At 72.9% G+C, this 15,087-nt stretch carries 11 protein-coding genes; 4 read left to right on the top strand and 7 right to left on the bottom strand.

Annotation, left to right across the window (positions count from 1 at the left end):
- Nucleotides 1-168: 168 nt before the first annotated feature.
- Nucleotides 169-1,266 (top strand): carboxylate-amine ligase, encoded by a 1,098-nt coding sequence (locus tag ACMXGY_RS09770; protein ID WP_483776638.1) that lies wholly within the window; start codon nucleotides 169-171, stop codon nucleotides 1,264-1,266.
- A 64-nt stretch (nucleotides 1,267-1,330) separates the two neighbouring features.
- Here the strand turns inward: ACMXGY_RS09770 and ACMXGY_RS09765 are convergent, their stop codons facing one another.
- Nucleotides 1,331-1,990 (bottom strand): HAD family hydrolase, encoded by a 660-nt coding sequence (locus ACMXGY_RS09765; RefSeq protein WP_483776637.1) that lies wholly within the window; start codon nucleotides 1,988-1,990, stop codon nucleotides 1,331-1,333.
- 83 nt (nucleotides 1,991-2,073) lie between these two features.
- Nucleotides 2,074-3,996: a 1-deoxy-D-xylulose-5-phosphate synthase gene (dxs, locus tag ACMXGY_RS09760; RefSeq protein ID WP_483776636.1), complete on the bottom strand. Its 1,923-nt coding sequence runs from the start codon at nucleotides 3,994-3,996 to the stop codon at nucleotides 2,074-2,076.
- Between the two features lie 204 nt (nucleotides 3,997-4,200).
- Between dxs and ACMXGY_RS09755 the strand changes: the two genes are divergently transcribed.
- Nucleotides 4,201-5,652 carry a GuaB1 family IMP dehydrogenase-related protein gene (locus ACMXGY_RS09755; RefSeq protein ID WP_483776635.1) on the top strand — a complete coding sequence of 484 codons (1,452 nt, stop codon included), beginning with the start codon at nucleotides 4,201-4,203 and terminating at the stop codon, nucleotides 5,650-5,652.
- A complete protein-coding gene (locus tag ACMXGY_RS09750) occupies nucleotides 5,649-6,338 on the top strand; it encodes an NUDIX hydrolase (protein ID WP_483776634.1) in 690 nt (229 codons plus the stop codon). The genes ACMXGY_RS09755 and ACMXGY_RS09750 overlap by 4 nt, the downstream gene beginning before the upstream one ends.
- Nucleotides 6,339-6,366: 28 nt before the next feature.
- Here the strand turns inward: ACMXGY_RS09750 and ACMXGY_RS09745 are convergent, their stop codons facing one another.
- The gene (locus ACMXGY_RS09745; protein ID WP_483776633.1) at nucleotides 6,367-6,855 is read right to left on the bottom strand and encodes a DUF1801 domain-containing protein; all 489 of its coding nucleotides are present in this window, start codon (nucleotides 6,853-6,855) and stop codon (nucleotides 6,367-6,369) included.
- A gap of 201 nt (nucleotides 6,856-7,056) precedes the next feature.
- Here ACMXGY_RS09745 and ACMXGY_RS09740 point away from each other — a divergent pair, with 201 nt between their 5' ends.
- The gene (locus ACMXGY_RS09740) at nucleotides 7,057-7,980 is read left to right on the top strand and encodes a sugar phosphate isomerase/epimerase family protein (protein WP_483776632.1); all 924 of its coding nucleotides are present in this window, start codon (nucleotides 7,057-7,059) and stop codon (nucleotides 7,978-7,980) included.
- A 185-nt stretch (nucleotides 7,981-8,165) separates the two neighbouring features.
- On the opposite strand, the gene ACMXGY_RS09735 is transcribed toward ACMXGY_RS09740, so the two are convergent.
- The 4 genes from ACMXGY_RS09735 to ACMXGY_RS09720 form a co-directional block, all read right to left on the bottom strand.
- On the bottom strand, nucleotides 8,166-10,985 hold the full coding sequence (locus ACMXGY_RS09735; RefSeq protein ID WP_483776631.1) for an aconitate hydratase: 2,820 nt from the start codon (nucleotides 10,983-10,985) through the stop codon (nucleotides 8,166-8,168).
- 243 nt (nucleotides 10,986-11,228) lie between these two features.
- Nucleotides 11,229-11,435, bottom strand: a complete 207-nt coding sequence (locus tag ACMXGY_RS09730; RefSeq protein WP_483776630.1) for a hypothetical protein — start codon at nucleotides 11,433-11,435, stop codon at nucleotides 11,229-11,231.
- An 85-nt stretch (nucleotides 11,436-11,520) separates the two neighbouring features.
- Nucleotides 11,521-12,780, bottom strand: coding sequence for a class I SAM-dependent RNA methyltransferase (locus ACMXGY_RS09725; RefSeq protein ID WP_483776629.1), 1,260 nt, complete (start codon nucleotides 12,778-12,780; stop codon nucleotides 11,521-11,523).
- 181 nt (nucleotides 12,781-12,961) lie between these two features.
- Nucleotides 12,962-14,965, bottom strand: a complete 2,004-nt coding sequence (locus ACMXGY_RS09720) for an APC family permease (RefSeq protein ID WP_483776628.1) — start codon at nucleotides 14,963-14,965, stop codon at nucleotides 12,962-12,964.
- Nucleotides 14,966-15,087: the final 122 nt, after the last annotated feature.

Raw genomic sequence — 15,087 nt, 5'->3', positions numbered from 1 at the left:
CTGCGGTTTCCCGGCCCCTTGCCCGCGATCGTGCCCCGGTCTTGTGATGACCTTCACAAGGCTGTCCGACCCTCGATCGCGCAGGCTGCGCGCGGCCGTGACGCAGGACACGGACGCTCGTCACACGCTCACCGGACGTGCCGACGGCATCCGTGTGAGACTGCCCGGGTGAAGCGCACCGTAGGGGTCGAGGAAGAGTTCCTGCTCGTCGGGGAGGACGGCCACCCGGTCGCCCGGGCGGCCGAGGCGCTCGAGGCGTCGGGCACGGACGACAAGGGCGGCGGGACCGGCTCGCTCGAGTCGGAGTTCATGGAGGAGCAGCTCGAGACCGCGACCCATCCGCGGCGCGAGCTCGACGACCTCGCGACGGAGATCCGCGACGGCCGCCGGCGCGCCCAGGAGGCCGCCGACCGGGTCGGAGCGCGCGTCGCCGCGCTGTCGACCTCTCCCCTGCCGTTCGAGGGCACCACCGTCTCGCGCCTGCGCTACCTCGAGGCGCGCGCGGCCTTCGGCCTCACGGCACGCGAGCAGCTCACGAGCGGGTGCCACGTGCACGTCGCCGTCGCGGACGACGCGGAGGGCGTCGCGGTCCTCGACCGCATCGGGCCCTGGCTGTCGACGCTGCTCGCGCTGAGCACGAACTCCCCGTTCTGGCAGGGCCAGGACAGCGGGTACGCGAGCTTCCGGTCCCAGGTCTGGTCGCGCTGGCCGACGTCGGGCCCGACCCGGGCCTTCGGGTCGCCCGAGGCGTACCACGAGGCGGTCGACGGCCTCGTGGCGACCGGCACGATCCTCGACGAGAACATGGTCTACTTCGACGCCCGCCTGTCGTCGCGCTACCCGACGGTCGAGATCCGCGTCGCCGACGTGTGCCTCGACCCGGACACGGCGACCCTCGTCGCGGCGCTCAGCCGGGGGCTCGTCGAGACGGCCGCCCGCCAGGCCGCGGACGGCACGCCGGGACCTGAGCTGCGCCCCGAGATCCTGCGCACGGCGTCGTGGCGCGCCGGCCGCTCGGGCCTCGCCGAGGACCTCGTCTCCCCGCTCACCTGGCGCCCGGCGCCCGCGCACGACGTCGTCGGCCAGCTCGTCGCGCACGTGCGCGACGCACTCGTCGACGCGGGCGACCTCGACGCGGTCACCGAGCTGCTCGGCCGGCTCTGGGCGGGCGGCACAGGTGCCGCACGTCAGCGTGCCTGGCACGCCGACGGCGGGGGCGACCTGCGGGCCGTCGTCGAGCGCGCCGTCGAGGTCACGCACTCCTGAAAGACGGCTCCCCCGCTCGTCCGCCCCGGACGGACCGGGCGCGGGTCCGCCACGGTCCGTCCGGTCAGACCGTAGCGGGTGCCGACGACGCGAGCACGAGCGCGTGCACCGTCGTGGCAGCCGTGACCTCGAGCCCGTCACCGTCCGTCCAGGCGCGCCCGTGCGAGACCCAGGCCGTGCGCACGCCCGCCGCCCGTCCCGCGGCGACGTCGAGATGGGCGGCGTCGCCGACCATCCACACCTGCTGCCGATCGACGTCGGTCGCGCCGACCCGCTCCAGGGCGATCTCGAGGAGCCGCGGGTCCGGCTTGGCGACGCCCTCCTCGTCGGACACGACGACGGCGTCCACGTGCGGCTCGACGCCGCAGCGCGCGATCTTGCCGCGCTGCTGGGCGGACGTGCCGTTCGTCACGACGACGACGCGGTCACCGGCGGCACGGAGCCCGTCGAGCGCGGCGAGCACGCCCGGATAGGCCTGGACGTGCTGGAGGATGCCGAGGCGGAACCGCGCGACGACGGCGTCCAGGTCGGCGGCCCACCCGAGCCGGTCGACGATCACGCGCGCCACGTCCCGCTTCGGGGCGTGGCCGCCCTCGTCGGCGGAGACGATCGCGGCGACGTCGGCAGCGTCGCCGCCCGCGTCGGCGACGGCGCTGCGCGCCCAGGCGGCGAACGCGTCGTCCCGGCCGACGAGCGTGTTGTCGAGGTCGAGGAGCCAGATCACGCGCCGGACCCTACCCCGCGCGTCGGCCTGGTGCGCCGGCGTACCAGGCCGGCCTCGCCGTGCCGGCGTCGGTCGCGCGGCCGTCAGTCGCGCGCGAGGGCCGCGAGCGCGTCGAGGACGTCGCGCGCGACGTCGGCCGCCGTGAGGCGGTAGGCCGAGGCGACCTGGTCGCGCGTCGCGTGGTCGAGGAACTGCGCGGGCAGGCCGAGCGCGTGCACGGGCGTCCGCACGCCCGACTCGAGCGAGCGCTGCGCGAGGAGCGATCCCGTCCCGCCGTCCGCGACTCCGTCCTCGACGCTCACGACGAGGTCGTGCTCCCCCGCGAGCTTGACGAGCGCGCTGGGCACGGGCAGGACCCACGTGGGCGACGCGACGGTCACGTCCACGCCGTGCGCCGTCAGGGACTCGGCCGCACCCAGGGCCACGCGCGCCATCGACCCGGCGCCGACGAGGAGCACCCGGCGACGGGTCGGGGCCGCGGCGCCCGACGCCGCTCCGGCCTGCGTCGACCCGGCCGGGACGGCGAGCAGGTCCACGCCGTCGACGGTGTCGACGGCGGGCAGCGCGTCCGAGAGCGCGCCCTTGGGGTAGCGCACGACGGTCGGGGCGTCGTCGACGTCCACGGCCTCACGCAGCGCGGCGCGCAGCGTGGCCTCGTCACGCGGCGCGGCGAGGCGCAGGCCGGGCACGATGCGCAGCATCGCCATGTCCCACATGCCGTTGTGGCTCGCGCCGTCGTCACCGGTGATGCCGGCGCGGTCGAGCACGAACGTCACGCCCGCCTTGTGGAGCGCGACGTCCATGAGGACCTGGTCGAACGCGCGGTTGAGGAACGTCGCGTACACGGCGACGACGGGGTGCAGGCCGGCGAACGCCATGCCGGCGGCCGACGTCGCGGCGTGCTGCTCCGCGATGCCGACGTCGAACGTCCGCTCGGGGAACGCCTGCGCGAACGGCTTGAGCCCCACGGGTTCGAGCATGGCCGCGGTGATCGCGACGACGTCGGACCGGCGACGGCCGATCTGCACGATCTCGTCGGCGAAGACGCTCGTCCAGCCGAAGCGCGACGGCGCGACGGGCAGCCCGGTCTCGGGGTGGATCTTGCCGACGGCGTGGAAGCGGTCCGCGACGTCCTGCTCGGCGGGCGTGTACCCGCGGCCCTTCTCCGTGATGGCGTGCACGATGACGGGCGCGCCGTACGCCTTGGCCCGGCGCAGCGCGTGCTCCATCGCCTCGATGTCGTGGCCGTCGACCGGGCCGACGTACTTGATGCCGAGGTCCTCGAACATTCCCTGCGGCGCGACGACGTCCTTGAGGCCCTTCTTCAGGCCGTGCAGCCACTCGTACGCGAACCGCCCGGGAGCGCCCGACCGGGAGAGCGTGCGCTTGCCCCACTGCAGGAAGCTCTCGTAGCCGTGCGTCGTGCGCAGCGTCGACAGGTGGTGCGCGAGGCCGCCGATGGTCGGCGAGTACGAGCGCCCGTTGTCGTTGACGATGATGACGAGGCGTCGGTCCTGGGACTCGGCGATGTTGTTGAGCGCCTCCCAGGCCATGCCGCCCGTCAGGGCGCCGTCACCGATGACCGCGACGACGTGCCGGTCGGTGAGCCCGCGCACGACGTTCGCCTTCGCGATCCCGTCGCCCCAGGACAGCGCGGTCGACGCGTGGGAGTTCTCGACGACGTCGTGCTCGGACTCGGCGCGCGACGGGTAGCCCGACAGGCCGTCCTTCTTGCGCAGCGCCGAGAAGTCCTGGCGGCCCGTGAGCAGCTTGTGCACGTAGGACTGGTGGCCCGTGTCGAACACGAACGTGTCCGTGGGCGAGGAGAACACCCGGTGCATCGCGAGCGTGAGCTCGACGACTCCGAGGTTCGGCCCGAGGTGCCCGCCGGTGCGCGAGACGGAGTCGACGAGGAACGTGCGGATCTCGGCGGCGAGCTGTCGTGCCTGCCCCGGTGTCAGCCGTTGCACGTCCTCCGGCGAGGTGATCGTGCTCAGCAGGCTCATGCAGTGCTCCCGTTCCGTTCCCGTGCGACCAGCCCGAGCAACTCTAGGCGCTCCGGGCGGGTGACCCGCGCAACGGTGCGCGGGGCGACGGGACCTTCACGCCATTGACGCACACTCCGGCGGCAGCCGCACGCATCGCCCGACGATGGAATCGTCATTCCGCTCTGCGGACAATGGATCGGCACGACCTCGTAGGATGGAGCCATGCGCTTCCTGCCCGGACAGTCCCCCGCGACCGACCTCACCTACGGCGACGTGTTCCTCGTCCCGTCGCGCTCCGAGGTCGCGTCGCGCTTCGACGTCGACCTCTCGACCGACGACGGCACGGGCACGACGATCCCGCTCGTCGTGGCCAACATGACCGCCGTCGCCGGCCGGCGCATGGCCGAGACGATCTCGCGCCGGGGCGGCATCGCGATCATCCCGCAGGACGTGCCCACCGACGTCGTCGCCGACGTCGTCGCGGACGTGAAGTCCAAGGACCCGGTCATCGAGACACCCGTCGTCGTGGGCCCCCACGACACCGTGCACACTGCCCTGACGCTCATCGGCAAGCGCGCGCACGGCGCCGCGGTGGTCGTCGACGCCGGCCGCCCGGTCGGCGTCGTCACGGAGGCCGACTGCGCCGACGTCGACCGTTTCACCCAGGTGCACCAGGTCATGACGACCGACCCGCTCGTCCTCGACGCGTCCGTTCTCGACGGCGGCCGGTCCGGGCTCGAGGCCGCGTTCGACCAGCTCCACGGCGCCCGCCTCAAGGTCGCGCCGGTCACGCGCGACGGCTCGCTGCTCGGCGTCCTCACGCGCAAGGGCGCGCTCCGCTCCTCGGTGTACTCCCCCGCGCTCGACGGCCAGGGCCGCCTGCGGGTCGGGGCCGCCGTCGGGATCAACGGCGACGTCGCGGCCAAGGCGAAGGAGCTGCTCGCGGCGGGCGTCGACGTGCTCGTCGTGGACACCGCGCACGGGCACCAGACCAAGATGCTCCAGGCGCTCGACGCGGTGCGGTCCGTCGGCCCGGACGTCCCCGTGGTCGCGGGCAACGTCGTGACGGCCGACGGCGTGCGCGACCTCGTCGCCGCCGGCGCGGACATCGTCAAGGTCGGCGTGGGCCCGGGCGCGATGTGCACGACGCGCATGATGACCGCCGTCGGGCGCCCGCAGTTCTCCGCGGTCCTCGAGTGCGCCGCGGCGGCGCGCGAGCTCGGCAAGCACGTGTGGGCCGACGGCGGGGTGCGCCACCCCCGCGACGTCGCCCTCGCGCTCGCCGCGGGCGCGTCCCAGGTCATGATCGGCTCCTGGTTCGCCGGCACCTACGAGTCCCCGGGCGACCTGCACGACGACGGCACCGGGCGCCTCTACAAGGAGAGCTTCGGGATGGCCTCGGCGCGCGCCGTCGCGGCGAGGAACGCCGGCGGGTCGCCGTTCGACCGCGCCCGCAAGGCGCTCTACGAGGAGGGCATCAGCTCCGGGCGAATGTTCCTCGACCCGCACCGGCCGGGCGTCGAGGACCTGCTCGACGAGATCACGTCCGGGCTGCGCAGCTCGGCCACGTACGCCGGCGCGACGAGCCTCGCGGAGTTCGCCGAGCGCGCCGTCGTGGGCATCCAGTCCGCCGCGGGGTACGAGGAGGGCCGCCCGCTCCCGGTGAGCTGGTGACCGGCGTGCCCGCGCGGGACCAGCTCGCCGCGCTCGCCGTCGACGGTGGCGCGTGGCCGGTGCCCTGGCGGCTCGCCGTCGGCTCGCTCGACGACCGCGCCCGGCCCGCGGCGGTGCTCCTGCTGTTCGGCGTGCTCGACGGCGCGCCCGCCGCGCACCCGGCCGGAGCGGTCCCGCGTGACCTCGACGTGCTCCTCCTCGCCCGGGCGGCCACGCTCGGTCACCACCCCGGGCAGGTCGCCTTCCCGGGCGGGCGCATCGACCCCGGCGACGACGGCCCCGTCGATGCGGCGCTGCGCGAGGCCGTGGAGGAGACGGGCCTCGATCGTTCCGGCGTCGACGTCCTCGGCACCCTGGGCGAGCTGCCCGTGCCCGTGAGCAACCACCTCGTCACCCCGGTGCTCGGGTGGTGGTCCCGGCCGACGCCCGTCCGCGCCGTGGACGTCGCCGAGTCGGCGCACGTGTTCCGCGTGCCGGTCGCCGACCTCCTCGACCCGGTCCGGCGCCGGACCGTCACGGTTCGCAACGGCCGGCGCGTGCACAAGAGCCCCGGCTTCCTCGTCGAGGCGGACGGCCGGGAGCACCTGGTGTGGGGCTTCACGGGCGGCATCCTCGACGCGCTGTTCGACCGGCTCGGCTGGACCGAGCCGTGGGACCGGTCGCGGACGCTCGACGCACCGCTCTGACCTGCGCAGAGGCCGTCCGGCGGTACGGTCACGGGGTGCCCGCGACGCCCTCCGCCGAGGTCGACGTGGCCGGCGGTCCGGAGAGCCGCTTGCCGAACGCGGGCGTCCCGGTGAGCGTCGCGTACGACCGCCGGACCATCTCGGCGAGCACGTCGAGGTCCACGTCGTCGAGGTCCTTGACGTACACGCAGGCCTTGCCGACCGTGTGCGGCCCGAGCCGCGCGAGCAGCTCGGCGTGCTCGTCGACGCCGTCGGTGAGGTACAGCGTCGTCGCGGCCTTGCGCGGCGAGAACCCGACCGCCGCCATGTCGCCCTCGCGGCCGCTCGCGTAGCGGTAGTGGTAGGAGCCGAAGCCGACGATCGACGGACCCCACATGCGCGCCGGCTCGCTCGTCACCTCGGACATCAGCCGGACGAGCCGGAGCGCGTCACGGCGCCGCACGGGGTGCTCCACCGCCCCGACGAACGCCGAGACGTCCGCGCCGGTCGGCCGGGTCGTGCTCTCGTTCGATCCCATGGGACCAGTGTGCTCCGCGGTGGTCCCGGCGTCACCGCCGACCACGGCAGGGCGGCCACCCATTCGCTCGACGACATGCGACTTCTGATTGACGTACGGCAGAAGTCGTGCCTAGGGTCGGCGGACCGGTCGCGACGGAGGCGTCGTGGACCGGCACACCGTCGGTGTCGGCGGTGCGACGAGGATGTCGAGAGGAACACGATGACGAAGTCCAGCTTCACGACCCGTACCCTGCGCGCCACCGCGGGCTCCGCGGCCACCCTGGCCCTCCTGCTGGGCGCGGCGTCCGGCGCTGCTGCTGCCGGCCAGGGCGAGGGTCGTCCCGCAGACGCCGGCCGCACCGTGCCGGCGAGCAAGGTCTCGATCCAGATGTTCAGCCTCATCCCCTGGGTGAACGAGGTCGGCCTCGACGCCGTCCTCGGCGAGCTGGCCGCCATGGGGTACAAGAACGTCGAGCCGTTCAGCGGCAACTTCTCGGGCTACACGGCGGAGGAGTTCGCCGCGCTGCTCAAGAAGCACGGCCTCAAGGCCTCGGCGTCGCACAACAGCACCGACGAGGCCACGTTCGACCAGACCCTGGCGTACGCCAAGACCATCGGGCAGCACTACGTCGGCTCGGGCGGCTTCGCGAGCCCGGGGATCGGCAGCTACGAGGACGTGCTCGCGACCGCCGAGACGCTCGACCGGCTCGGCGAGCGGGCCAAGAAGCAGGGCCTGCACAAGATCTTCGGCCACAACCACCAGCAGGAGTTCACGACGCAGTACGTCGTACCCGAGACCGGCGAGCTGAAGTCGGCGTGGGAGATCATCGCCGACAACACCGACCCCCGGTACGTGACGTTCGAGGTCGACGTGCTGTGGGCGTACGACGCCGGTGTGGACGTCGTGGCCCTCCTCGAGGAGTACGGCGACCGCATCGAGCTCCTGCACGTCAAGGACGGCTTCCTCAACGGGGACGCCCGGGCGACGTTCGCCGACGTCGGCGAGGGCGAGATCGAGTGGGAGCCCATCCTGCAGGCCGCCCAGGGCAAGGTGAAGTACTACACCGTCGAGTACGACTTCGCCCCCGACGGGCGGAACTTCGCCGCTGACTCGTTCGACTACCTGACGAGCCTGACCTACTGACGAGCCCGGCACGTCGCCACGACCTGCTCGGGCCGCACGACGGACGCCCCGCCGCTCCACGAAGGAGCGACGGGGCGTCCGTCGTCGTGCGGTGCCGCGTCAGGCGACGAGACCTGTCGGTCGTCCGATTCCTACGCTCCGCTGCGGGCGAGCGCCTCGTCCCTCACCTGCGCTGCACTCCTGACTCAGGCGACGAGCGAGCGCAGCACGTACTGCAGGATGCCGCCGTTGCGGTAGTAGTCCGCCTCGCCGGGCGTGTCGATGCGCACGACGGCGTCGAACTCGACTGCGGTGCCGTCGGCCTTCGTCGCGGTGACCTTCACGGTCGAGGGAGTCGTGCCCTCGTTGAGCGCCGTGACGCCGGAGATGTCGAACGTCTCGGTGCCGTCGAGGCCGAGCGACGCGGCGTTCTCGCCCGCCGGGAACTGCAGCGGCAGGACGCCCATCCCGATGAGGTTGGAGCGGTGGATGCGCTCGAAGCTCTCGGTGATGACCGCCTTGACGCCGAGGAGCGCCGTGCCCTTGGCCGCCCAGTCGCGCGACGAGCCCGACCCGTACTCCTTGCCGCCGAGGATGACCAGCGGCGTGCCCTGCGCGGCGTAGTCCTGCGCGGCGTCGTAGATCGTGTCCTGCGCGTTCTTCACGAAGTTGAACGTGTAGCCACCCTCGACGTTGTCGAGGAGCTGGTTGCGCAGACGGATGTTCGCGAACGTGCCGCGGATCATGACCTCGTGGTTCCCGCGGCGCGAGCCGTAGGAGTTGAAGTCGCGACGCCCCACGCCGTGCTCGGCGAGGTACTTGCCGGCCGGCGAGTCCGCCTTGATCGCACCCGCGGGGCTGATGTGGTCCGTCGTGACCGAGTCGCCGAGCTTCGCCAGCACGCGGGCGCCGGAGAAGTCCGTGACGGGCGCCGGCTCGGCCTGCATGCCCTCGAAGTACGGGGGCTTGCGGACGTAGGTGGACTCCTGGTCCCACTCGAACGTGTCGCCCTCGGGCGTCTCGAGCGCGCGCCACCGGTCGTCGCCCGTGAAGACGTCGGCGTAGTCCTTGGTGAACATGTCGCGGTCGATCGACGAGTCGATCGTCGCCTGGACGTCCTCGGGCGAGGGCCAGATGTCCTTGAGGAAGACGGGCTCGCCGTGCGGGTCGGTGCCCAGCGGCTCGGCGTCGAAGTCGAAGTCCATCGTGCCGGCGAGCGCGTACGCGATGACCAGCGGCGGCGACGCGAGGTAGTTCATCTTCACGTCGGGGTTGATGCGGCCCTCGAAGTTGCGGTTGCCCGACAGGACCGAGACGACCGAGAGGTCGTGCTCGTTGACCGTCGCCGAGATCTCCTCGGCGAGGGGGCCCGAGTTGCCGATGCACGTCGCGCAGCCGTAGCCGACGAGGTGGAAGCCGAGCTTCTCGAGGTACGGCCACATGCCGGACTTCTCGTAGTAGTTCGTGACGACCTGCGAGCCCGGCGCCATCGACGTCTTGACCCACGGCTTGGACGCGAGGCCGCGGTCGACCGCGTTCTTCGCGAGGAGCGCCGCGGCGAGCATGACCGACGGGTTCGACGTGTTGGTGCACGACGTGATCGACGCGATGACGACGTGCCCGTGGTCGAGCTCGGTCGCCGTGCCGTCCGCGAGCGTGACGGGCACGACCTTGTGCGGGCGCTTCGCGCTGTCCGCGTGACCGGGCGCGACCGGGTGGTCGGACTCGTTGTCGTGCGCGGCGGCGGCGATCGGGTCGGACGCGGGGAACGTCTCGTCGACCGACTCGTCGAGGCCCGTGAACGGCGCCGCCTCCTGCGCGTCGACGTAGTCGAGGATCGCCGAGGCGAACGACTCCTTCGCCTCGCCCAGCTCGATGCGGTCCTGCGGGCGCTTCGGGCCCGCGATCGACGGGACGACCGTCGACAGGTCGAGCTCGAGGTACTCCGAGAACACGGGCTCGACGTAGCTCGGGTCGGTCGGGTCGAGCCACAGGCCCTGCTCCTTGGCGTACGCCTCGACGAGCGCGAGCTGCTCGTCGCTGCGGCCGGTGAGGCGCAGGTAGTCGATCGTCACGCCGTCGATCGGGAAGATCGCGGCGGTCGAGCCGAACTCGGGGCTCATGTTGCCGATGGTCGCGCGGTTCGCGAGCGGCACCTGGGCCACGCCCGCGCCGTAGAACTCGACGAACTTCCCGACCACGCCGTGCTGGCGCAGCATCTGGGTGATGGTGAGCACGACGTCCGTCGCGGTGACGCCCGCGGGGATCGAGCCGTTGAGCTTGAAGCCGACGACGCGCGGGATGAGCATCGAGACGGGCTGGCCGAGCATGGCCGCCTCGGCCTCGATGCCGCCGACGCCCCAACCGAGCACGCCGAGGCCGTTGACCATCGTCGTGTGCGAGTCGGTACCGACGCACGTGTCCGGGTAGGCGCGCAGCACGCCGCCCACCTCACGGGTCATGACGGTGCGCGCGAGGTACTCGATATTGACCTGGTGCACGATGCCGGTGCCCGGGGGGACGACCTTGAAGTCGTCGAACGCCGTCTGGCCCCAGCGCAGGAACTGGTAGCGCTCGTGGTTGCGCTGGTACTCGAACTCGACGTTGCGCTCGAACGCGTCCGCGCGGCCCGCCACGTCGATCTGGACGGAGTGGTCGATGACCATCTCGGCCGGGGCGAGCGGGTTGATGCGCGACGGGTCGCCGCCGAGCTCGGCGACGGCCTCGCGCATGGTCGCGAGGTCGACGACGCACGGCACACCGGTGAAGTCCTGCATGATCACGCGCGCCGGCGTGAACTGGATCTCGGTGTCGGGCTGGGCGGCGGGGTCCCAGGACGCGAGCGCGCGGACGTGGTCCGCCGTGATGTTGGCGCCGTCCTCCGTGCGCAGGAGGTTCTCGGCGAGGATCTTCAGGCTGTACGGGAGGCGCTCGACACCCTCGACGGCGGACAGGCGGAAGATCTCGTACGAGTTCTCACCGACCTCCAGCGTTCCCTTCGACCCGAACGTGTCGACGCTGCTCACTCGTAGCTCCTTCGTGGCGAGACGGTGGCACGGATGCCATGGTTCAGGGGGCTTCGCCCAGACTACGCCGGGCCGGTGCGCCGCTCCGGCCGGATCCCTCGGGACGGCCGGTGCGGTGGTCGGCGGCTCGTCCACGACCCGCTGCGACCTGCACCGCGACCAGCATACCCCATATATCTTGACGTCAAGATATATGGGTCGCCGCATCCTGGGCGGACGCGGTGCGGCCCCTGACGCCGCGGCTCAGAGGTCGCAGTCGCACAGCAGGTTGAGCTCGACGACCTGCTCGCCCTCCTCGGGCCGCGCCCACGCCTCGGCCTCCGCGCGCGTCGCGAAGCTCCGCCCGGCCAGGCGTCCGTTCGCCAGCAGCACGCCGACCCCGACGATGTCGCGCACGTCGCCGGGGTCCGCCGCCATCGAGGCAGTCTCGGCCGGTCGTGTCGTCGTCACCCTCGCCACGCTCCCTCCGCGCTCGCCCTGCCTCTCCCATCCTCCTCCCCGCCGCCCCGCCGGGCGACGGCGGCGGTCGCGGGCCTCAGCGGGTCAGGACCGCCACGGCCTCGAGGTGGTGCGTGTGCGGGAAGAGGTCGAAGGCCCGCAGGCCCTCGAGCGCGTAGCCGTGGCCCGCGAGGTAGGAGACGTCGCGCGCGAGCGCCGCGGGGTCGCACGCGACGTACACGATGCGCGACGGACGCCGTGCCGCGATCGCGTCGACCACCTTGCGCCCCGCGCCCACGCGCGGCGGGTCGAGCACGACGACGTCGGCGCCCGCCTCGTCCGCCCGGAGCACGTGCTCGACCGGCCCGTGCCGCAGGTCGACCTGGTCGAGACCGTGCGCGTTGCGCCGCGCGTCGCGCACCGCCCGCTCGTCGCCCTCGATCGCCACGACGGTCCCCGACGGCCCGACCGCGGCCGCGAGCGGCGACGTGAACAGGCCGGCGCCCGAGTACAGGTCGAGCACGCGCGCACCCGTGACGTCGCCGACGCCGTCGAGCACCGCCTGCGCGAGCGTCGCCGGCGCGTGCCGGTGGACCTGCCAGAAGCCGTCGGCCGCCACTCGGAACTCGTACGTGCGGTCGCCCACCGCGACCTGCTCGGTGACGCTGCGACGCGCGTTGTCGCGCTGGTCGAGCGACCCGCCGCGCCACGGCTCGCCGTCGACCAGGAGGACGGGCGCCGTCCCCGGCGGGGCGACGAGCTCGAGCCGCGTCCCGGGTCGCCACCGGCGCGACCAGACCTTCTCGTGGGTGGCGAGCTCGGCGACCTCGTCGGTGGCGAGCGGCATCGCCTCCAGCGCGAGGACCTCGTGCGAGCGGAACCGGTGCATGCCGGCCCGGCCCGCGTCGTCGGCCACGAGGTCGATGCGCGTGCGGTACCCGAGCCCGCCGCGCACGTCGTCGCCCGGCAGACCCTCGACCTCCACCTGAGGGTGAGAGACGTCGAGGTCGATGCCGGCCAGGCGGCGCAGCTGCTCGGCGAGCACGTCGCGCTTCCACCGGCGCTGGGCCGGGAGGGCGACGTGCGCGAGCTCGCCACCACCGACGCCGCCCGGCCCGGCCTCCGGCCACACCGACGGCACGCGGTCGGGTGACGCCTCGAGGACCTCCACGGCGTCGGCACGCCAGAACTTCGCGTCGTCGCCGGCCTCCGTGACCCGCGCCCGGACCCGCTCGCCCGGGAGCGTGTGCCGGACGAACACCACACGGCCGTCGTGCCGCGCGACGCAGTGCCCGCCGTGGGCGACCGGACCGATCTCGAGCTCGACCTCGATGTCGACCTCAGGTCGAGGGTTCACGCGCGGCGACTGGCGCGTCTGCCGCTCGCCGCGCCCCCGTGACGTGCGCTGGCGCGGGCGCGCGTCGGCGCCACCGGCCGGGCCGCGGGACGGACGGTCGGACGGTCGGTCGGAGGGCACGGCGGGACCACTCGAGGGGGACGGCATGGCTCCAGTATCCCGGACGGCCCGCCGAACGCCGTCAGTAGCCCGGGAACCGCTGGCGGTAGCCCTCACCCTCGAGGCCCGTCTGCCCCTGCGTGGACGAGAGCTGCCACGGCACGGAGGCGACGACGACGCCCGGCGTGAACAGGAGCCGCCCCTTGAGGCGCAGCGCGCTCTGGTTGTGCAGGAGCTGCTCCCACCAGTGCCCGACGACGTACTCGGGGATGTACACGACGACGAGCTCTCGCGGGGACTCGCGCCGCACCGAGCGCACGTAGGACAGGACCGGGCGGGTGATCTCCCGGAACGGGGAGTCGAGCACGCGCAGCGGCACCGGGAGGTCGAGCGCCTCCCACTGCCGCATGAGGTCGTCGACGTCCTCGGCGTCGACGCCCACCGTCACCGCCTCGAGCACCGAGGGGCGCGAGGCGCGCGCGTACGCGAGCGCCCGCAGGGTCGGCTTGTGGATCTTCGACACGAGCACGATCGCGTGCACGCGGCTCGGCAGCGCTCGGGCCGACATGAGGTCGTCGCCGAGCGCCAGCTCGTCGCGCACGGAGTCGTAGTGCTTGCGGATCGACTTCATGAGGACGAACACGAGCGCCATCGCGAGGATCGCGATCCAGGCGCCGTGCGTGAACTTCGTGACGAGGACGATGACGAGCACCGTGCCGGTCATCGCGAGCCCCACGGTGTTGACGACCCGGGAGCGCCGCATGCGGGCCCGTTCGCGCGGCTGGTGCTCGGTCCGCAGCGCCCGGGTCCAGTGCCGGACCATGCCGAGCTGCGACAGGGTGAAGGACACGAAGACGCCCACGATGTAGAGCTGGATGAGCCGCGTCACCTGGGCGTCGAACGCCCAGATGAGCACGATCGCCGCGACGGCGAGAGTGACGATGCCGTTCGAGAACGCGAGCCGGTCGCCGCGCGTGTGGAGCTGGCGCGGCAGGTACCCGTCCTTCGCGAGGATCGAGCCGAGCACCGGGAAGCCGTTGAACGCCGTGTTGGCCGCGAGGACGAGGATGAGCCCGGTCACGGCCGAGACGATGAAGAAGAGCCACGGGGCACCGCTGAACACGGTCTCGGCGAGCTGACCGATGACGGGGTGCTGCACGTAGTCGACGGGCAGGGGCTCCCCGTCGAGCGACATCTGGGAGTGCGGGTCCTCCGCGTAGTGGACGCCGGTCGCGCGCGCGAGGAAGAGGATCGCGAGGATCATCACGGCGGAGATGCCGCCGAGCAGGGCGAGCGTCGTCGCGGCGTTCCGCGACTTGGGCTTGCGGAAGGCGGGCACGCCGTTGCTGATGGCCTCCACACCCGTGAGCGCGGCGCACCCGGACGCGAAGGCCCGGGCGACGAGGAACGCCCCGGCGATGCCGACGAGACCCTGGTCGAAGCCGCTCTCGGCGGTCAGCTCGAACTGCGCGCTCTCCGCCTGCCCCAGTGACCCGGTGAGGTAGCGGAAGAACCCGACGACCGCCGTCGTGCCGATCGCGAGCATGAAGAGGTAGACCGGGATCGCGAAGAAGGTCCCGGACTCCTTGACCCCACGCAGGTTGACGAGCGTCAGGAGCACCACGAGCCCGATGGCGAACGCCGCCTCGTGGTCGCGCAGCGCGGGGATCGCGCTCGCCGCGTACTGCGCGCCGGAGGAGATCGACACGGCCACGGTCAGCACGTAGTCGACCATGAGCGCCGACGCGACACCGACGCCCGCCGTGGGGCCGAGGTTGACGGTCGCGACCTCGTAGTCTCCGCCGCCCGACGGGTACGCGCGCACGTTCTGGCGGTACGACGCGACGACGGTGAGCAGCACGACCACGACCGCGAGCCCCACCCAGGGCGAGATCATCGTGGCGGTCAGGCCCGCGAGGGCCAGGGTCAGGAGGATCTCGTCCGGGGCGTACGCGACGGACGACAGCGCGTCGGACGCGAACACGGGCAGCGCCACGCGTTTGGGGAGCAGCGTGTGGCCCAGCCGGTCGCTCCGCACAGGGCGTCCGACGAGCAGCCGCTTCGCGGCATCAGCGATCTCCGACACGAGGCATCATGCTATGCCCGCCCGGGCCCGGTCGCGCCCCGTCACGCGGGGGGACTTCCCCGGCGGGCGCTCCTCGGTCGCGGGACGCGCGCGAGCGGCCCCCGGCGGTATAGCGTTCGTGG

The organism is Cellulosimicrobium sp. G4 BAM 1002 (genome assembly GCF_057126935.1).
The sequence above is the reverse complement of the archived record's forward strand: the minus strand, read 5'-3'. Positions and strand labels throughout refer to the sequence as shown.

Coding starts and splice junctions, on each gene's coding strand:
- dxs (WP_483776636.1), bottom strand. CDS start 3,996: ATGAGCCTGCTGAGCACGATCACCTCGCCGGAGGACGTGCAACGGCTG.
- ACMXGY_RS09755 (WP_483776635.1), top strand. CDS start 4,201: ATGCGCTTCCTGCCCGGACAGTCCCCCGCGACCGACCTCACCTACGGC.
- ACMXGY_RS09745 (WP_483776633.1), bottom strand. CDS start 6,855: ATGGGATCGAACGAGAGCACGACCCGGCCGACCGGCGCGGACGTCTCG.
- ACMXGY_RS09740 (WP_483776632.1), top strand. CDS start 7,057: ATGACGAAGTCCAGCTTCACGACCCGTACCCTGCGCGCCACCGCGGGC.